Annotated in this window: 15 protein-coding genes; 12 read left to right on the top strand and 3 right to left on the bottom strand. The window is 54.1% G+C overall.

Annotated features, from left to right (window positions below):
* Window positions 1–393: type II secretion system F family protein (locus WBG04_RS12565; protein ID WP_424314780.1), on the top strand; the 393-nt coding region annotated here is incomplete at its 5' end.
* Window positions 394–400: 7 nt separating this feature from the next.
* On the opposite strand, the gene lpxA is transcribed toward WBG04_RS12565, so the two are convergent.
* Window positions 401–1198: an acyl-ACP--UDP-N-acetylglucosamine O-acyltransferase gene (gene lpxA, locus WBG04_RS12570; protein WP_424314781.1), complete on the bottom strand. Its 798-nt coding sequence runs from the start codon at window positions 1196–1198 to the stop codon at window positions 401–403.
* 140 nt (window positions 1199–1338) lie between these two features.
* Here lpxA and WBG04_RS12575 point away from each other — a divergent pair, with 140 nt between their 5' ends.
* Both WBG04_RS12575 and WBG04_RS12580 read left to right on the top strand, forming a co-directional pair.
* Complete coding sequence (locus tag WBG04_RS12575; RefSeq protein ID WP_424314782.1) at window positions 1339–2022, top strand: type II secretion system protein; 684 nt, start codon at window positions 1339–1341, stop codon at window positions 2020–2022.
* Window positions 2022–3110, top strand: a complete 1089-nt coding sequence (locus WBG04_RS12580) for a choice-of-anchor M domain-containing protein (RefSeq protein WP_424314783.1) — start codon at window positions 2022–2024, stop codon at window positions 3108–3110. Before WBG04_RS12575 ends, WBG04_RS12580 begins: the two co-directional genes overlap by 1 nt.
* A gap of 104 nt (window positions 3111–3214) precedes the next feature.
* On the opposite strand, the gene WBG04_RS12585 is transcribed toward WBG04_RS12580, so the two are convergent.
* Window positions 3215–3973, bottom strand: coding sequence for a choice-of-anchor M domain-containing protein (locus WBG04_RS12585; protein WP_424314784.1), 759 nt, complete (start codon window positions 3971–3973; stop codon window positions 3215–3217).
* 156 nt (window positions 3974–4129) lie between these two features.
* Window positions 4130–4870: an RNA polymerase sigma factor gene (locus tag WBG04_RS12590; RefSeq protein ID WP_424314785.1), complete on the bottom strand. Its 741-nt coding sequence runs from the start codon at window positions 4868–4870 to the stop codon at window positions 4130–4132.
* Between the two features lie 411 nt (window positions 4871–5281).
* Here WBG04_RS12590 and WBG04_RS12595 point away from each other — a divergent pair, with 411 nt between their 5' ends.
* The 9 genes from WBG04_RS12595 to WBG04_RS12635 all read left to right on the top strand — a co-directional run.
* Window positions 5282–7177, top strand: a complete 1896-nt coding sequence (locus tag WBG04_RS12595; RefSeq protein ID WP_424314786.1) for a serine/threonine-protein kinase — start codon at window positions 5282–5284, stop codon at window positions 7175–7177.
* Window positions 7174–9345 carry a lectin-like protein gene (locus tag WBG04_RS12600; protein WP_424314787.1) on the top strand — a complete coding sequence of 724 codons (2172 nt, stop codon included), beginning with the start codon at window positions 7174–7176 and terminating at the stop codon, window positions 9343–9345. Before WBG04_RS12595 ends, WBG04_RS12600 begins: the two co-directional genes overlap by 4 nt.
* Window positions 9346–9362: 17 nt before the next feature.
* On the top strand, window positions 9363–11087 hold the full coding sequence (locus WBG04_RS12605) for a hypothetical protein (protein ID WP_424314788.1): 1725 nt from the start codon (window positions 9363–9365) through the stop codon (window positions 11085–11087).
* 82 nt (window positions 11088–11169) lie between these two features.
* The gene (locus WBG04_RS12610) at window positions 11170–13335 is read left to right on the top strand and encodes a leucine-rich repeat protein (RefSeq protein ID WP_424314789.1); all 2166 of its coding nucleotides are present in this window, start codon (window positions 11170–11172) and stop codon (window positions 13333–13335) included.
* Window positions 13336–13367: 32 nt separating this feature from the next.
* Window positions 13368–14585: a hypothetical protein gene (locus tag WBG04_RS12615; protein WP_424314790.1), complete on the top strand. Its 1218-nt coding sequence runs from the start codon at window positions 13368–13370 to the stop codon at window positions 14583–14585.
* A gap of 100 nt (window positions 14586–14685) precedes the next feature.
* Complete coding sequence (locus tag WBG04_RS12620) at window positions 14686–14850, top strand: hypothetical protein (protein WP_424314791.1); 165 nt, start codon at window positions 14686–14688, stop codon at window positions 14848–14850.
* A gap of 88 nt (window positions 14851–14938) precedes the next feature.
* Window positions 14939–16165 (top strand): hypothetical protein, encoded by a 1227-nt coding sequence (locus tag WBG04_RS12625; protein WP_424314792.1) that lies wholly within the window; start codon window positions 14939–14941, stop codon window positions 16163–16165.
* Window positions 16166–16237: 72 nt separating this feature from the next.
* Window positions 16238–17002, top strand: coding sequence for an MJ0042-type zinc finger domain-containing protein (locus tag WBG04_RS12630; protein WP_424314793.1), 765 nt, complete (start codon window positions 16238–16240; stop codon window positions 17000–17002).
* 13 nt (window positions 17003–17015) lie between these two features.
* Window positions 17016–19143: WG repeat-containing protein (locus WBG04_RS12635; RefSeq protein WP_424314794.1), on the top strand; the 2128-nt coding region annotated here is incomplete at its 3' end.

Here is a 19143-nt window from a genome sequence, read left to right on the forward strand (position 1 = left end):
GTTTACTATGCGGGCCTGCTGGCCGGATTGCCGATGGGTGAGACGGCGGCGATGGCGGGCGATGCTTCGAATAGCGGCGCGATTGCCGAGGCGTCGGGTCGCTTGAAGTCGGCGGCCAAAGAGGGCGATGCGCTCGGACCGGTGTTCGTGGCTGAGCGGGCGTTTCCCAGGGCCTTTGCGAAGTCCTACGCGACGGCTGAGCAGTCTGGGATGTTGGACAAGGACTTGCTGCGTTGGTCGAAGCTCTTCGAGGATGATGCGGCGAGCCAGGTGCGGATGCTGTCGTTGGTGCTGCCGAAGCTCGGCTACGCGCTGATCGTGGTCTTTGTGGTGTGGAAGCTGGTGAGCTTTTACTCGGGTTACTACGGCAGCTTGGAGGAACTCGGTTTGTAGCAAGGTCTCACCTCGTCACGCCACGCTGGGAGGCCTCGATGAAGGCGATGAGGTGTTTCACGTGGGGGTTGTTAGACGGGGTGTCGGCCTTGAGCGAGGAGAGGGAGACCGAGAGGTTGGTGTCTTTTTTGAGGAAGAGCTTCTTGTAGGCGGCCTTGAGGGCGCGGAGGTCGTCCTCGGTAAAGCCACGCCGTTTCAGTCCCACCAAATTGAGTCCGCGGGTGGCGGGGTCGTGTCCCTCGGCGATGGTGTAGGGGGCGACGTCCTGTGAGATGCGGGCCATGCCACCGATCATGGAGTGACAACCAAGCCGGCAGAATTGGTGGACTGCTGACATGCCGGCGACGATGACGTGATCCTCGACGGTGACATGTCCAGCCAGGGTGCCGTTGTTGGAAAGGATGATGTGGTCGCCAAGTTGGCAGTCATGTGCCACGTGGGTGTAGCAAAGGAACAGGTTGTCGTTGCCGATCCTTGTCGGAGTGTGTTCGTGGGTGCCGCGATGAATGGTGCAATTTTCACGAAAAGTATTTCGGTCACCGACTTCAAGATGGGTGGGTTCGCCGGCATACTTCAGGTCCTGGGTTTTTCCACCGACGGCGGCAAACGGGAAGAATTCGTTCTCTCGGCCGAATCGTGAGGGGCCTTCGATGATGACGTGGGAATGAACGATGCATCCGTCGCCGAGTTCAACGTGGTCGCCAATGACGGAATAAGGACCGATCTGGACATTCGTGCCGAGTTTGGCTTTTGGGGAAACGATGGCGGTGGGGTGGATCACGAGGCGGAGACTAGAGTCGATCACGGCACGTTCCAATGATGAAACGCCTTGAGGGAATGGGTTGGGGGAGTGGCTGAAAAGGCCGGGCTCAAGATCAGCGGGAGAACAAATGCAAAAACATTGCAAAAGCGCAAAATAAGCGTTATAGAGGCGGAGTTCACCCAATGAAGACGAGCAAATACAGGCATTTGAAGGGTTTCACGCTGGTGGAGCTGATGGTGGTCATGGTGATCGTGACGGTCCTGGGCTCGCTGGCCTTCGTGGCGGTCAAGTCGGTCCGGGCAAAGGCGCATCAGGCAGTTTGTGCGAACAACATGCGCCAGATCGGCGTGGCTCTGCAGTCGTATGCGATCGACAATGGGGCCTATCCAGCGACGGCGCATACCGAGCGATTGGATCGCTCGTGGATTTATGAGCTGGAGGATTATTTGGGTGATTTTGACGAGCTGCGGATTTGTCCGGCGGACCCGAAGGCGGAGGAGCGGGTTGAGCAGAAAGGCACCAGCTACATTCTGAACAGCTTTGTATTCGTGCCGAAAACGGATCCCTTCGGCAACCCGGTGGGAAAGAGGATGAACCGGCCGAACGCGCTTAAAGATCCTTCGCGGACGCTGCTCGCGTTCTGCTGTGCCGATCACACGCCGGCCGGACCTGGCAATGACCACACGCACTCGGAGCGTTGGGATTCCTGGGCAGCCGTGACCCGTGACATCGCCCCGGATCGCCATGGCGGAAAGCGCTCGAACTACCTCTACGCCGACGGCCGAGTGGTCGCCTGGAATGGCGAGGAGCTGAGGCAGAAGGTTGAGTCGGGGATGAACTTTGCGGAACCTCCAGGCTATCGTTGATGAAAACCCCGACAGCCGGTCTCGGCCTTCTCTTTCTATCTGGTCTAACAGGTCAGGCGCTCGAGGCTCTTCCAGAGCACGTCGACATTTCTCCGGTCTACACCAATGGAGAGTGGTCGTGGACAATTGTCAGCGATGGTGAAGTGAAGGAAACCAATGAGGTTTTCCTCCCGGCGAGGGATTTGGAAACGCCTGATGGGGAGCTCTTTCAACGACCTCCTGGAGAGCAGTGGGATTTCCTCGGGATGGAGGAAGGTGAGTCCGTATGGATTCTTCCCCAATCCGATGCCGGCTACACCTGGCCCGGGATTGAGAATGCGCAGAGTGGCACCTTTTCAACTTATGTGGAGTCCGATCCCCGGGTCGGCCCGCTTCCCCAGCAATGGGTTCGGATTGGACTCGAAGGGGTGGAAGGGCCGGGAGCTTTCTCGCTTTTCCAGTTCCAAGGAGGCGGGGCGGTGGTGTGGATGAGTTCGGCGGATGGCATCTCGGCCGAGGATCTGTTCTTTCTGGCAAGCCCGGGTCACGATCACATGAACTGGGCTTTTTCTGCGACAGGAGTCTATCGAGTCAGTCTGAACGCGTCTGCCTTCCTCGGTCCGGGTACGAACAATCCGACCGCCCCGGGCGAAGCCGTGGACCTGTTTTTCGCGGTCGGTGCCCGTGCGGCGTGGCGGGCGTCCTGGTTTGCTGCTGATGAAGTGATGAACGAACTCTTGGCAGGTGATGCGGCGGATGCCGATCAGGATGGGATCGATAATCTTCTGGAGTATGCCTTTGGGACCGACCCTCGCAGCGCGTCGCCTTTGAATGTGGAACTCGGGGAAACGGCAGGCCCGGAGTTGATGATGGTGAGCGATGGCGAGGTGAGCTATCCGGCCCTGCGGTTTTTCAAACGGAATAACCCGGATGCCGATGTGAGTTACGAAGTGGAGTGGAGCGGCGGCCTAACAGGAGCTTGGGAAGAAGGCGGCATCGAACATCTGGTCGAGGACTTCGGCGACGGCTGGGAGCGGGTGACGATCCGTGATGACCAGGCCGTCAGCGGTTCGCGCTTTGGTCGCGTGAGGGTGATTGCTGCTGAGTAAGTCAGTTCATTCAGCCGCTTCCGGAAGTTGGTTTATACACAAAAGCCCCCACCGCGGATGCGATGAGGGCTTTCGACTCAACCAATGAACTGACTCTCAAGAAACTATCGGCGGCGGCGGAGCAGCAGGCCCGCTGAGATGAGCCCGAAAAGAGCGGTGCTCGGTTCCGGGACGACTTGGAATTGATAGGTGGCCGAGGCCTGTTTCGGGCCATCGGTCACGTGGGTGCCGGCGATGGTCACACCCACGTCGTAGATTCCGGGAGCAGTGAAGGCCCAGTTGTAGTGTTCGTGTTCGCCGGCAGCGATGCTGATCACATCGGAGCCATCGATTCCATTGGCACTGGACATCGCGAAGAAGGGACTGATGCCATCAAGATACATGGAAAAGTTCCCAGGGCCGGTGACGGAATCGAGAGTGATGGTGATCGGTGTTGACCAATCGGCGGCCGTGAGTTCCTCGGTGCCGATCCCAGCGAAGGGAGCACCGAGAGTGGCGGCCCCTCCTGGTCCACTGTTGGACTGTGGAAGGAACCAGAACGACTCACCCGCCGCGACTCCGATCGGATCCCAAGTGCTGGCTGCCGGGCGGCCGCCAGCGCCGGTCCAGAAGTCGAAGGTGCTCTGCGGGACGAGGGTGGTGATTTCTCCCGGTTCGAACTCGGCGTCGGCGACGAAAACGCCATCAATGATGGCTCCTTCCGAGTGGACGTGCGGCTCGAGTTCGAAGACACCGGGCGTGTCTTCGTCGACATAGCCGACCGCGATCACGTCGGCGTGTCCACTGGTGAAAAGGGCGGCGGAGGCTGCTGATGGCAAGAGGGCCAAGACTCCGGTGGAGAGGGTGGTAGTAAGAAGCTTCATGCGAGGCATAAATACTACAAGTGCAAGTGGCTTGCAATAAAATAATGCAATAAATATGCAACAGCAATAAAAAGGCGCAAGCGATTGCCATGGCCTTGATGGTCATCTGTAAAGCGCAGAGATGACCGTCTCTGTGGTCTTTCTGGTGCCAAGGAATCAGACTGAAGCCATGAGCGCCATAAGCTCATCTTTCGGGTTCTCGGAGTCCTGAAGGGTCATGGAAACCTGCTCGAGAAGGATGTCGTGAAAACGTTTCCTCAGTCGGAAAACCTGAGATTTCAAAGCGGATTTGGACATATTTAGTTCCTTAGAAAGACGATCATAGGAGTCTTGTTCGTCCGCCTGAAACTCGAGGTAGGGCTTCAGAGCGTCGAAAATATGTTTTCGGTCCGCGGCGTCCATTTCTGATCCCAGGGTCTCAAGCGTGTAGTGGATGAGGGTGTGGGCCCAGCGTCGATCGTAAAGGGCATCCGGGCTCCCCTCGCTTGTTGCATGTTCGTGGTAGCGGCCTTCGGCCCACTCAAAGTCGAGTGAGAGGGTCTTAGCTGAGTCGCGGCGTGCGGCGTGTTCCTTGGCCCTTTTGTCCTTCGCGTGGCGCTTCAGGCAAGTCAGCAGGAAAGTGCGCAGCTTGCCTTTCTCAGAGTCGGCTCTTTCAAGGAACCCTTTTTCGATGAGGCGCTCGAAGAAGCTCTGAATCAAATCTTTTCCCTCATCCTCGTTCCAGCCGGAATGGCGGGCCCAGACATAGAGGGGATACCAGTAGCTGACGCAGATCGACTGAAGCGATTCCAGATCCGATCCGATTCCGCTCTCCCCGCAAGCCTTATTGACGACGCTCCAGCGAGTCGTAGGAAATCGTTTGTCTGGCGATTGATAGCGAGTCAAGGGGGGCGTCATGACGGGAAATGAGGCGTGGGATTGGTGGGCTGGTGGGACGCCCCAGGATATCTTCCAGTGCAGGTGATGGGAAGGGAGGATGGAGAAAAGGATGCTTGGAAAACCGGAATTGATAGAGAGAATGCCGACATATCATGAAGCAGTGGATCGAGGTTTCAGTTGTTGGATTTCAAGCATCAGAAGTCGAGTCTGAACGTTTAGCGGCTAGTGGGGAGGCTACGGGGAAAGGAAAAATCACAAGTTCCTGCGAAACCATGGGGTCTGGAATGCCAATGTATTGGTGAAAAGACATTCCAAATGAAGGTTCAATGCCCAAATTGTAGCCAAAGGATCGAGATCTCCGCAGAAGTGCTCGAGTCGATTCGCGGCTTTCCAACTTTTGACTGTCCCGCCTGTAGTGGGAAAGTGCCGGTGCCTCCAACCCAACCTGACGGGAGTCTCGGAGGTTTGGCGGTGGATCAGCTCCTGATGCGGGGGCTGGAGACTCCGAAACCGACCGGTGGTGACTGGAGTCCGCCCGAGCCAGCCGAGCTTTCCGATGCGATTGATGAGCGCTATGAGGTTCTGCGCTTGCTCGGTCATGGTGGCATGGGTGCGGTCTATCAGGCGCGGGACAAGCGCCTGTCTAGGCTGGTCGCCATCAAGATCCTGCCTGCCGAGCTGGTCGATCATCCCGGTGCCCTTGCGCGCTTTGAAAGAGAGGCAAGGGCCCTCGCGGCATTGGATCATCCCAATATTGTTAAGGTTCATGACTACGGGCAGACTTCAGAGGGTAGTCCATTTTTTGCAATGGAGTTTGTTCGGGGGAAAGACATCCAGGCGCTTCGCGACGGAGGCGAACTCGATCTTGCTTCGGCCCTGAAGCTTGTCTCCCAAGTGTGTGGGGCTCTTCATTTCGCCCATAGCCGGGGTGTCATTCATCGCGACATCAAGCCGGCCAATATTTTGGTGAGCGACGAGGGAGTCGCAAAAGTCGCGGACTTCGGCTTGGCGAAGGTGATGGGGACCGAATCGAGACCGCAGGATGGCGGTGGGCTGACCCTTTCCGGTGAAGTGATGGGAACTCCGAGCTACATGGCACCCGAACAGGAGAACGGACGACCTGTCGATCACCGGACGGATATCTATGCTCTCGGAGTGATGCTCTATAGTCTTCTGACCGGGTCGCCACCACGTGGCGCATGGACTCTGCCGAGTAAGAAATTCAATATCGACGTTAGACTGGATGAGATCGTACTGCGCGCCCTTCAGGACGATCCCGAGTTAAGGTATCAGGCGGCGGATGAATTCAAGTCGGATATCGATTCCGTGAGCGAACAAAGCGGTGGTTCTGCATTGCCGCCAGGTGTGGAGGCTCCGCCGCTACCTTCCACGACGGGTGGACATGTTCCAGAGTCTTCGCACTTTCATAGTAGCCAGGAGAGTCGGCAGCGGGTCGCAGTCTCAACGCAGAAGCCTCAGGAAGACGAGTTTCTCGCCACAACCCGGAGTCTCAGCACCACGATGCTAGTGCTTGGGCTGTTAGCGATCGGGGTAATGGGTGGGCTTGCCATTTTCCTCGCCAATCGTAAGACCGGCGACACCACCCATCTGGAGCAGACGATCACCACCAGCGAGACCCGTAACACCTTCTTCACCCAGTTGATTAGCCGGGGTGTCGCTACAGAAAATGAACTGGCAGCAATCGAGGCGATCCGGCCCTACGGCGATGGATTGATCGGATACAGCCGCGAGATTCTTACCGGAGAACAGGCGGAACAACTCGCTGAATCAACTGGCGGTGAAGTCCTTTCCATCACGACCGACCCGCAGGAAAGCACCACCCCAATGATTACATGGATTCTCGAGGAACTATTACCACTGCCCGCCAATCCCATGTGGGTAAAGCGGGACGGTGAACTCCAGATCCTCGATGGAAACCAGGCGGGCCCACCCGAGTCCGGTGCGAAATACAAAGCGCTGATCCGTTGGGGCCTAAGTGTCGCGGATGAGCCAGCTGAACCGTCCAATTCAGCAGCGATCGATGAAATCCCTGATATTCAACAGCAGGTGGAACCTCCCCCTCCTGTCGTGGAGCAGAAGGAGGAGGTAGTCCAGCCTTCTCCTGTGGCACAACCCGAGGTCCCCAAACTCCACCAATGGACTGATCTCAAGGGAAGGACCATCGAAGCAAAATTTCTTCGCACCGAGGGTGAGGCAGTTGTGATTTGGCTTCGGGAAAAAGAATTCACGATCCCGTTTTCGAATCTAACACCCGAGAGCGCCGCTTTGGCCAAAGAACTTCATAAGACAAAAACAGAACAATGAAAACATCCTGCCCCTCATGTGACCAAGTGATCGAAATATCCCACGAGGTCCTGGTTTCTCTGGCTGGGCAAATTAGCTTCGCTTGTCCGGCGTGCCAAGGGCAGGTGGAAGTACCTGCGGTCGTCAGGCCACGGGTCTTGGTTGCCAGCGCGTCGATCGCCCCCTCGGCAGAACCCGGCAACCATGGGTTGGCCAATACTCACCGTGGCATCAACCGCAATCTTCTTATCTTCGGCAGCCTCACTCTCCTTGTCCTAGGTGGTGTAGGGTTTCTCCTTGCTTCGCAGAAGTCAGGTGACAGCAAAACCATAGTTCAAAACATCCGAAACGAGATAATCAATAACAGCTATTTCACGCAACTGATCGCCTCCGGCGTGACGTCTAAGGGAGAGTTGGAAGCTATCGGGGAGATCCGGCCTTATGGGGACGACTTCATCGGGATCAGTTCCGAATCGTATGATTGGAATCACGCGCAGGAATTGGCGAGCCGCACAGGAGCACGAATTCTTGATGTGGGCCAGTCAGACGATTCCTCAGGTGAGTTACTGAGTTGGATGGTTGATATTTTTGAGGACTATCTATCGCCGCCGGTATGGATCCTTAAAGGCAACGAGCCGAATGTTCTAATTGGTTCCGAAGTCCTCGCGGTAAATGATCTGATTGGAAAAAGAAGGGTGTTTTTTCGCTGGGACAAAGAAAAACCGGTGAAGGCTGTTGCTTCTAACAGAATTCCTTACGCTGGATCGGCCTATCAGTTTATTCCCGGATCATTCTCCTGGAACGAGGCTCGCTTGAACGCGGAACGGATGGGTGGTCATCTTGCAACGATTAACTCTAAGGAGGAAAACGACTGGATATTAAAAACTTTTCGCAACCACGCACCAAAGCACCGCACTCACTTCTGGATAGGAGGGAAAGAGGAAACGAAAGGGGCGGGATGGCAGTGGGTCACGGGCGAGAGCTTCGGATTTATGGATTGGAACCCAGGCGAGCCTAATGATAGAGATGATCGTCAACCGTCCTACTTGAATATCTACCATGCGAGAGAGGGAGGGATCGGATGGAACAACCGGTTCGAAGGAGATGGCTACGAGGATGGATTGGTTGGATTTCTGGTGGAGTGGGAACAGGATACAGTGGATCTACTCGCGTCAGTTGACCCCGAGCAGGATGCCAAAGGGGGAGTTTGGAAAATGACGGCTGACGGACTTCAACTTGAGAGTGGCCAGGGGACATGTGTTGTCTCTTCTGCTTACGTGCCCACCGAAGAATATGACTTTATCGTGGAGTTCTCCTTGATTGCCGAAAGCATCGGGAACGTAACTCAGCGATGCGTCAGGAATGGGCAGGAGGTGTTCTGGGCGGTGCAGAGCTATATCGGAGGAAGTGCGTTCTCTGGATTTCAGGTCGACAGGCGCCCTTTCGAGTACGCTAATGCCAAAATTGCACAACCAGCCCTCGTGAAAGGCGTGAGATACCGCTCTGTGGTTCAGGTTCGACGGGGTGAGATTCGTGGCTTTCTAAATGACGAGTTGCTAATACGATGGGTAGGCGATCTCAAGACTGGCTTGTCACCAAATTCCGCTAATCCAATCAGTTTTGGGGCATACAACGCAGGAATCATCTTTCACAAGGCCGAAATCATCCGCCATTTGCCTGAGTCATCAGACATTCGCTTGGACGAAACGGAGCTTAGAGCGAAGAGTGAAGATAACAATCTTGGACGATCCGGTCTTGATGATCAGATCGTCTTTGGCGAAGGATCATATCGATTGCTTACGCCTGATGATATTGCATTTTCAAAAATCTCTCCCAAGATTCAAATCATTTCAGATAATAGGGCGTTTCCCTTATACAAATCGTTGTGGGGTGAGGAGAATGTGTTCTGCATACATCCCACTAGTGGAGACACACCCGGGACAGTCGACTTTTCGAAAATCACCGGAAAATCGAAGGGTAATCTGATCATAAATATGCGCGACGATCCGCGTGGGGATTGCAGGATCGAGGTTCTAAAAGGAAATGAGATTTTCGATTCCATCCAACTGGATACGGACGAATGGAAAACGGTCTCCATTCCATTTGAAGAGGATAGAGTCGTAATCAAAGTATACGCAACCGGATGGTCCTGCGAATACGCTTTCATCACGTATGAAATTTCACATTAAAAACGAAATCGATATTCATGAAGATTACCTGTCCCGCCTGCGCCCAACATATCAAGATCGACCCTGAAATACACGGCGATCTGCAAGGCCATGCGCATTTACAATGCCCGTCGTGCAATGGCCTCGTCGCGGTTCCGCCCATCGACTCCCCGCGATCAGTCGCTCAGGTGAGTGTTCCTGCGGATGCGACCATCCGCTCAACCACTCAAGCGGGGACGTCTGCCTTGACTCTCGCCAGGACTTATCGCGGTATAAATCGGAATCTTCTCATTCTAGGTACTACGGCTTTGCTCGTCTTTGGAGGAGTTGTGATCTTCTTGGCGTCTCGCAACACGGGAGAGAATCGAGAGATTAAACAGAATATCACCAAGGAAATCATCCATAACAGTTTCTTCACCCAACTTATCGCATCGGGTGTGACGACGGAGGAAGACTTGAATTCAATCGCGAAGATCCGCCCCTACGGAGACGGCTTTATCGGAATCAGCAAGGAGGCAGTTGATTGGGAGCAAGCACAAGTCCTCGCAAGAAAGACTGGTTCCAAAATACTAACAAATTTGGAAGGAGGCGATGAGGCTGAGCTCGGATTAAGAGAATGGCTTGTAGCAACATTTATTGCCAAACCAGCGTCAAGCGCTTGGGTCAGCGAGCAGGGAGAGGCCAGGATAATGGAGGGAGAAACTTTAAGCTCCGATAAAGTCGTAAGTGGACAGCACAAGGTTCTGCTTCATTGGCAGAAAAAACCGAAGCCAGAGCCCAATACCAAAAGTGCCGATCTTGCTTCGCAGGTTGCCAAAGTTACAGAAGAACCAAGCGCGATGATTCCACCCGAGACTGAGCCTGTCAAACAAGCAGTGCCGGAAGCTTGGTGGCTGGAAATGGACGCCGCCCTCCACGAGGAGTTGATGAAATGCTTTACTGAAGGTGATCCCGCCGCGTGTCGCGAACTCGCGGACAAGCTGCCGGAACTAGTGAAGTCCGGGGAAATCAAAGAGATCGAATGGGTCGAATCTGGATCTGATGCCGTCGGTCGCAATTTTCCCAAAGGCAAGATGGACTACAAGATCCCGGGGCGCACAAAGAACTACCAACTGAATACAGGATCAGAATTTAGCTGGAGACAAGATTCACATAAAATTTGGTTTGTGATAAGCACTCCTGGAAGTGGCTATGGATCCACGCTTAGTATCGGTACCACCGCTCCCTTGGGAAAACAATGGCAGCCTTTATTTTTCATCGAAAGTAGCGGTTCTGCACGAGTTTTGTTGGGGCGGGATCTCGGGGCTTCTGAGGATTTATGGAAAGCCAAAGCTGTATTTACCCTGGGCGCCCCCATTCCTGAAGTCGCCACACTCACCTGGATGCTGGGCGAAGGCCATCCTGCATTGGAGCCACCATCGGAGAAGCAAGGCAGGAATGTGGAATTTGGTTCATTCTCTGATTCCACGGTCGCATTTGTTGGTCCCGACTCAACGATGCTTCGCTATTTTGGCTCAAAATTAAATTGGGGTTTTGTTCCTCAAAGTGGTTCGGTCTTTACCGTCGGGGTGTTTCTGCAAGGTAAGGATAAAGTCACGCTAGGTAAATCCTATAAGGCAAACGGCTATGTCGGGGTGCCGGGTAGTTCGTCAAAAACACAGGTCACCTCGTATGTGGAAAAAGCCTATTCTGTGGGCGATTACTCCAATGAGAATGTTGAAGAAGTAGGTGAAGCTGTGGCCAACTTGATTCTACTTCCATGAAAATACCTGCTCCAAGCAGAAATTCATTCGCTTATGTCTGCCTGCTGGCATTGGTTCTATTTACTCCAAACCTTTTATCTTCATGATCGACGACCGGGGCAACCTCCATTTTCGCATTGCAGCAATTGCTATGATGATAAGCTTTTTGATACTCCCGATAGCTGCACAACAATCGGCCGACTTCTCATACTCAAATCTCATAGACGGCGGTATTGCTATCACCGGCTATGCCGGTGCGGGTGGTGATGTGATCATTCCTGACGTTATCGCAGGAAATATTGTAACGGAAATTTCTTCATGGGCATTTTCTAACAATGCTGCGGTTACGAGTGTTAAGTTTCCTGCTGGCGTTACCAACTTGGGCTATTATGCCTTTGGCGGATGCTCTGGATTGACCAGGGCTACCTTCGAGGGGAACGCTCCATTGCTAGACTTCGAGGTGTTTCAAGGCGCAGCCCCTGGTTTTTCAGTTTTCTATTACAATGCAGCCATCGGCTTCACCTCGCCGACTTGGAATGACTACCCCGCTGAGGTGATTACCCAGCCTACTTTTAGGAGCCAGCCGGTGCAGACGGTCTTCAGTGCGAACACCGCAACTCTGACCGTAGTTGTCAGTGGAGATCCGCTTCCGGTCTTGCAGTGGTATCTTGGCGAAACCGGTGACCTCTCGACCCCAGTCGAGGGGGCCACCTCGCCCACTTACACCACCCCAACGCTGACCGACACCAGGAGCTATTGGGTCCGCGCAACGAATACCGAGGGGCATACAGATAGCAATTCCGCGGTGGTCGTGCCTAATTCCAGCCCAGGTGTGTCATACCGGTATTTCCGCTTCGTCACCCTCCAGACGAGGGCTCCGACCGCGAGTGCCGTGCGGCTCGGGGACTTTTACTTTCACGGAGGTGGGCAGGCCGTGGTTCCACCGATGGCGACAAATCCCGGCGGCAATTATGCTTCAGATGAATCACCTCTAAACCTGCTCGATGGAAACCCATTCACAGAATGGCGGGATTCCTTCAAGGAACCGGTCGTTTTTGACTTCGGGGTGAGCGTGACCGTCAGTTCCTATTCCTTCACCAGCGCGGCCTTTGGGTCAAACCAGACGCCCGTGGAATGGCGCATCGAGGGCAGTAACAATGGCTCAAACTGGGACATTCTCGAGACCAGAACGGAATCGGTGACGACCGCATGGCATGCACCGGTGGGGCCTTTCGCATTGGTTCCCGATCTGCTTCCTCCTGCCATCATCATACAACCCACCGACCAAGCGATTGAGTTCAGAAGCAATCAAGGGGCCACCCTGAGTGTGGTCGTCAGCGGGACTCCCGCTCCATCTCTCCAATGGTATCTTGGCGAAAGCGGAGACACCACCAACCCGATTGGGGGAGCAAGCTCCTCCGGCTACGTCACTCCTCGCGTGAGTAATGCGACCAGCTATTGGGTCCGCGCGACAAATAGCGGGGGCCGCGCGGACAGTGCAACGACGGTGGTGACGCCGGGCTTGCTTTGGACTACTAACAATGTAATTGGCGGACCCTATATCACCATCACCGGCTACAACGGCCCCGGAGGAAACGTCGTCATCCCGGACCGCATCTGGGGGGTGCCTGTGACAACCATCAAAAACAATTCGTTCCGCAACAAGACCACCTTGAGTAATATCACCATTCCCTCAAGTGTGACGAGTATCGGGAGCTACGCGTTCGAAAACTGCATTGGCATGTCCAGTGCCATCTTCGAAGGAAATGCACCTTCCATGGATACCAATGTATTCTCTACCACCGGCTCCGAATTCACCGTCTGGTTCCACTCCGGCGCAAGCGGATTCACCACGCCGACATGGAATGGTTACCCGGCTGCGGAACTCACACCACTCGCATATTGGCGGCTCGAATACTTTGGTACCGCCACAGGTGTCGGTGATGCATCAGACACTTTCGACGCCGATGGCGACGGTCAGGACAATGGCTCTGAATATACTGCCGGCACGAATCCCAAAGTGCAGTCTGATGTCTTCCGGCCGTTGTCATCCTCTCTTCTTGCGGGATCCTTCACCGTCGTTGTCCCCGGCCAGATCGGGCGAAGCTACGTAATGGAATACGCCACAAATCCAGACTCGCTCTCCGGTTGGCTACCGGTACCCGGTAGCGAGACCGGCCCGCTTGTAGCTGCTGGCCAGATAACTCTCACTGACCCATCCGCTCCACCTTCCTGTGCCTTTTATCGCATCCGTGTTTCGTTTCCATAATTTCCGAGTCCCCGGCGACCTCCCCTAAAAGCATGAAAAGTATCCTCAATTCTATCACTACTCACTGTGTCCATAGGATGTCGTTCGTGTTTACGATGGTCGCCTCGGCTTTCCTATTGTCATCCGTATGTCCCGCTCAAGTGCCGGAGCGTTACATTGAAACTTACATCATGCCGCTGGAAGACTGGACGCGTATCCCGGCAGCAACGCGGGATGATCACGGGAAACTTCGTCAGAAATGCGTAGAAGCTCTAGACTCTGGAAAAATTGAGCGGATCGATCGCGTTGGTGGCTCAGTGCCAAAAGGGAATTTCCATTTTGGTCCAACAGGATTATTTCGATATCCAGCAACTTTTGTCATCGAAGGTAATGAGATTGTTGGCGGCGAAATATTAAGTAGGGATATAGGATCCAAATTTGCCGGGGGTGCGAAGCAGCTGGGCGAAAGCTCCTCATTGAATATTATCTATGCCCGGATTCCACCCCATGTTGCTACTGCATCCATGCTCGGAAAGGGCTCGAAAGATGACGTAAAGCGTACAGAAGTTCCGATTTTTGAACCCATCAGACTCACAACCAATGTTCCTTCCGAATTCCATGGAACCCATTTGATCGGAGTCGTCCCGCTTCCGGCGATAGGAATAAAGCCCTCGAAGCTAGCCCTTATTTTCCACTCCGGGGGTCCAGAGGAGCAGGCTATTACCTCTTCCGGTGGTATGGTCGAGATGCTGCTTCTTAGAGGTACATCCGGTGCCGATTTAGATAATGTATCGGAACGAATCAAAGCCCTCTTAGGTCAACGTGGTTCCATCGAAGCTGCGATTGCCCTACGTTCGATTCCGGGTTCCAAGGGTTATTTAACAGGAGAAACCGAATGGGTATATCCAACATCGGCAGTCATGAAGGGTGAAATTCTTGTTCCTCAGGAATTAGAGCCGCTGGGTCAAGGTACGGTATTCGAAATGAAGTGCATCGCAATGGATGCCAAAAGCATGGAGATTGAGTTCGCGTTAAGTCATGACTTGGCCAAACCCGAGATCCCCGTCGCAACGGGAAAAGGCAAGATTCTCCTCACTCCGGACAACGTCACACTCTACCGCATTTTCCACTCGCAGAAGCTAACGCTCATCTCGGGTGCTTGGACCTCAGTGGCGGAAATACCTCTGGCTCCCATCCTTGGGGCTGTCGAGAAATCAGCAAAAAGCCAATCCTGCTATCTTTTCGCAAGAGCCATTTCAAATGCGCGTTGAATTCTGACCATCGAAAGCCACATCATGAACAGTTCCATTTTTCGGTTTCTCATTGTTCTACCAATGCTGACTTCGAGCCTAGGCGCTGCTGAATCGGCAGTTGGCCGAACTGAATATACGCACGCCACTCATAACGGATGCCGACATCGAGCAGCTGCTGCAGTCCAAGTCACTCGGTGTGCTCTCCTTGGATGGAACAAAGATTTTCAAGGAGGGTGCCGAGCGGCTGCGTAAAGAACTTCGGACCTGCATTGTGAACCACTGATTCTAACCTCCATTTTAAAACCGAGATGACTACTATCTGTCCCCACTGTGCCGTCCAGATCGAAATTGATCCGGAAACCCATGCAGCGATGGCAAACCTCACCCACTTCGCCTGCCCGGCGTGCCAGGGTGCAGTGGCAGTGCCGATTGCTGCTAGGCCACGACTTCAGGTTGCTCAGGCGCTTTCTTCGGCCGTGCCAGTTCCGGCCCCGGCAGCTCCCCAGAAGCATGCGCTAGCCACCGCCCACCGTGGCCTCAGCCGCAATCTCCTCATTCTCGGCTGCACGGTTCTGCTCGTGCTCGGCGGTCTCGGATTCTTCCTCGCCTCGCAAATGTCCGGGGACACCAAAATGGTAAACCAAGACATCCGCAACGAAATCATCAAGAACTTCTACTTCCAACAGTTGATCGCCTCGGGTGCGACAAACGAGGCCGCGCTGCGCAGAATGGAGATGATTTTCCCCCACAAGGATGGTTTCGTTGGCATCAGCGATACACCCCTTACCTGGGATGCCGCCGGGGATTTGGCGAGTCAAACGGCTTCCGTGATCCTGCCCTTCGACTCATCGGCCGCATCAGCCAACCGCGAGATCCTGGAAAGGATCGCGCCATCCGCCGCCGGCCAATCCCTCTGGGTATCGGTACAAGGGGTTTGCGCAACCCTTTCGGAGGCGGGGACGGCCAGAATCACAAGTCAGGGAGGGAGCCGCAAAGCGCTGTTTCGCTGGGACACTCAAGTCAAAGGCGATCCGACCGACTCCAGGTTTGATCCGCAAATCCCTGAACCCGATGCCGAAGGATGGATCACGCTTTTCGACGGCGAGAAATTGTACGGGTGTTCTGCCGAAGATATTATTGCAAACGGTGACAAAGTGAAAATTGAAGATGGCACCCTTATTCTGGATGATGCCGGGGTGCAATTTCAGATCATTGCACGGAATGTTGCGATTCGTGCGGACGTGAAGAAAATTAGTGGAATCAATCTAGGGTTAGGATGTCGGCAAAACCCCGGGAACAGGAAATACAATTCATGGTTCAACGGTGGAGGAGCCAGGTATTCAAATTTTGGTCTGGGTATGGCTGCGCCAAAATGGAGGGAGATCAAGGCCGGGAAAGCTTCTCGGAACTTCCGTGATTTTTTCCAGATGGAGCTGATGATCCAGGATAGCACAATTACTCTGAAAGCGGAAGATGAGTTAGTTGCAAGTGCCGAAAACTCGGAGATTGATGAGCCAGGAAAACTATCTGTACGGGCTCTCAGGGGGCGCGGGCTGTTCAAAAATATCCAAGTCAAAATTCTCGACAACGCGCCATGATGAAAGATGGCGTGTCGTCCCTTCAGAAAGCTCTGCCCAACTGTAAGATCAATTTCTAAATCCACTCCCACCATGCACGTCGCAACCTGCCAGCACTGCCACACCGAGTTCGAAGTCGACGAAGAAACCATCGCGTTTCTTCAGGGCCGATCTCATTTCAAGTGTCCGACGTGTTCGAAGCTGTTGCCGGTCTCGATTTTGCCGGCTCCGATGGTCTCTGCTGCCCCATTGGTTCAGGCTCCTGTCGTGCCTGAACAGGTCTCCGTGCCGATGGTTGAAACGCGACAGGTGGAGCAGAAGGTTTCGAGGGGGCTGAGTCGTAATTTTCTAATTCTTGGAGCTGCGGTGATTCTAGCGCTTGGGGGGCTCGGGTTCTATTTTGCGACGCGGCAAAGCGGAGATCGGAGCATTGTTGTGCAAGATGTTACCAATGAGATTATCAGAAATCAGTATTTCACCGGCCTCGTCGATCAAGGGAGGGCTGAGCTTGAGGCTTTGGAACAGATGGCCCGCATCGAGCCGATGGGGCCTGCTTACATTGGCCTGAGCGCCGATGGCTATTCATGGAGCGAAGCGCAGGATTTTGCGAAGAAAGCTGGAGGAGAGATTCTTGCCGTAGAGTCCGCGACCGACCGGAGTGCGCCGTGGAGTGATCCAAGCACCGAGCGACTGGTGCGCTTTCTTGATCTCCGTTTTCCCGAAGTCGGAGACCGCACCGTGTGGGTGAGGCAGAATAGTAGCGATTATCCGAGAGTTCTCAACAACCCCGATGTCAGACCCATATCGACCCCTGAGCAACCAAGGCGAGTCTTCGTCCGCTGGTGGCCGAAACCCTAACACTTAGAGAAGCATGGAAATCCATTGTCCCCATTGTTCGCAACCGCTTCTCATCGAGGATGCGGAACTTAGAACGCTGACCGCTGATACAGAAATCCCCTGCCCGGGCTGCGGTGGTGCGGTGATCGTGAAGGCGGGAGAATTAGGTCCCGGTGTGAAGGTTCACCGTCAACTCAATCGGAATGTACTGATTCTCGGCGCTGCTGCTTTGCTTGCATTGGGAGGCATCGTGTTTGTGATCGCCTCGAGGCTGGGCGGGAATGATTCCCATGTTGATCAGAAGATCGTCAACAAGTTGATCGAGAATGAGTTCTTCCGCAATCTCATCGCTGAAGGGAAGACGACGGAAGAGGCGCTTGCCGAGGTTGAGGAAGCAGTTGGTTACGGTGAGGGTTATGTTGGGATCAGTCGGGAGGAACTCAGTATTCGAGACGCCATGGCCCTGGCCGAAAGGACCGGAGCGAAGATTCTTGATCCGGCGGACTCAGGTCAGGACAGCCCGCTGCAGGTCGCCGACTGGTTGAGTAAGACTTTTCCCGAGCGAAAGGGGCGTGCGACATGGATCCGTCCGCTCTTTGGGATTCACGACAAACGGGTCATTGATGGGCCCGATATCCTCTCTTGTTCGAATCTGACTTCCCTAAAAGCTCGGGTCTTTCTGACTTGGGAGCCGCATGGTAAGCCATGGAAAAACCTTGGTTGGTCATGGTCGATCGAGCCTACTTATGACCAAGTAAGGGAATTCGATCAATGGGGGTTGGCGCGGGTGAGGCAGGGGAATAAGTGGGGCTTGATTGACCGTGATGGGGCGGTGGTGCTTCCAATCGGCTACGCTGAGGTTGGGCCTTTTTCAAGGTATGGATCAGCGCGGATCAGGAGTGCTTCGGGAATTGGCCTGATCGATGAAAAGGGAAGGGTGGTTGCTAAGCCGGAGTGGGATGATGTTCAGGATTTCATCCATGGATTTGTTCCTGTGAAGAGGGATGAAAAATGGGGTTATCTTGATTCAAGCGGCAAACAAATCTTTCCTTGTGAGTGGGATGATGCATGGCGTTTTGGTCCGGCGGGAACCGCAGTGGTTACCAAGAACGGGAAGCGTGGATTGATCAATCGCGAAGGCAAGTTGGTGCTCCAACCCGTGTGGGATGGGATCACGAACATCGCGCGCGAGGGTATTGGAATGGTCCGTCGTGGTGAATCGTGGGGTCTGATCGATGCCCAAGGTAAAGCGCTGACTTCAGTGAACCTCCAACTGGATTTTGGGGAAGCGAATTCGTGGGAGGAACGTTGCTTTGACTGGGGCTACCTTGGAGTTAAGTCGAATTCGGGCAAGTTCACGGTCTTGAAGCTGGATGGAGGAAAAGCTTCTGGAATGGAAGGCGTGATCGGGATTAAGGCAATTTCCGGAGGCGGGCTTTATCATCTGCTGCTGACATTCTCGGATGGAAGTCAGAGTCTCAAAGGCCGCGATGGCGAAGAAATCTATCATAGTAGCCCTGACGAACCCAAGGTGGGAGATATCAGTGGAAAACGGAGGTATCCTGCGAGGCCGGCGGATGAGTTTCTCAGAAATGGTCTGTTCTATGTTGAAGACCGCAGCGGAACATCAGGTCTCTTGAACGCCTCAGGAGAATGGGTGATGCCGCTTTCAAAATATAAGAAGCGCGTAATGAGTGATGGTTTAATCCTCGTTGAACAAGCCGGGAAGATGGGCTTGACCAAAATGGATGGCACAATTTTGACCAAGATGGAATGGGATGAAATCCGAGACTACGTCGAAGGATTTGCTGCTGTAAGGCAGGGCGATAAATGGGGATTCATCGATCGAGACGGAAAAGTCGTGATCGCGCCGATTTGGGCTGAGGTGGGAAGTTTCGGCCAAGGGGTCGTGGCGGTTTCCACCAAGAAGTTTGTAGTGCGGGACCGCAGGCGTGTCAACGCGCCAACCGGAGGCTATCCATGCAGTTTCGTGGATGTCGATGGGAAGAAGGTCTTTGATCTGGTAATTTTCTCGAATGTGAACTCTTGGCAACGACTGCCCCGATTTTCGGCGGGTAAGACCGTATATGGAGCAGCTCGCGATGGGGATCGGCCGGTTTATTGGAATTCGAAAGGAGAAGTGGTTTCCAATTCTGTCGATA

The organism is Haloferula sp. (genome assembly GCF_049672945.1).
Lineage (GTDB): Bacteria > Verrucomicrobiota > Verrucomicrobiia > Verrucomicrobiales > Akkermansiaceae > Haloferula.

Bases quoted from the DNA above. Each gene is read 5' to 3' on its own strand.
- WBG04_RS12575 (WP_424314782.1), top strand. From the start codon at position 1,339: ATGAAGACGAGCAAATACAGGCATTTGAAGGGTTTCACGCTGGTGGAG.
- WBG04_RS12580 (WP_424314783.1), top strand. From the start codon at position 2,022: ATGAAAACCCCGACAGCCGGTCTCGGCCTTCTCTTTCTATCTGGTCTA.
- WBG04_RS12585 (WP_424314784.1), bottom strand. From the start codon at position 3,973: ATGAAGCTTCTTACTACCACCCTCTCCACCGGAGTCTTGGCCCTCTTG.
- WBG04_RS12590 (WP_424314785.1), bottom strand. From the start codon at position 4,870: ATGACGCCCCCCTTGACTCGCTATCAATCGCCAGACAAACGATTTCCT.
- WBG04_RS12600 (WP_424314787.1), top strand. From the start codon at position 7,174: ATGAAAACATCCTGCCCCTCATGTGACCAAGTGATCGAAATATCCCAC.
- WBG04_RS12605 (WP_424314788.1), top strand. From the start codon at position 9,363: ATGAAGATTACCTGTCCCGCCTGCGCCCAACATATCAAGATCGACCCT.
- WBG04_RS12610 (WP_424314789.1), top strand. From the start codon at position 11,170: ATGATCGACGACCGGGGCAACCTCCATTTTCGCATTGCAGCAATTGCT.
- WBG04_RS12615 (WP_424314790.1), top strand. From the start codon at position 13,368: ATGAAAAGTATCCTCAATTCTATCACTACTCACTGTGTCCATAGGATG.
- WBG04_RS12625 (WP_424314792.1), top strand. From the start codon at position 14,939: ATGGCAAACCTCACCCACTTCGCCTGCCCGGCGTGCCAGGGTGCAGTG.
- WBG04_RS12630 (WP_424314793.1), top strand. From the start codon at position 16,238: ATGCACGTCGCAACCTGCCAGCACTGCCACACCGAGTTCGAAGTCGAC.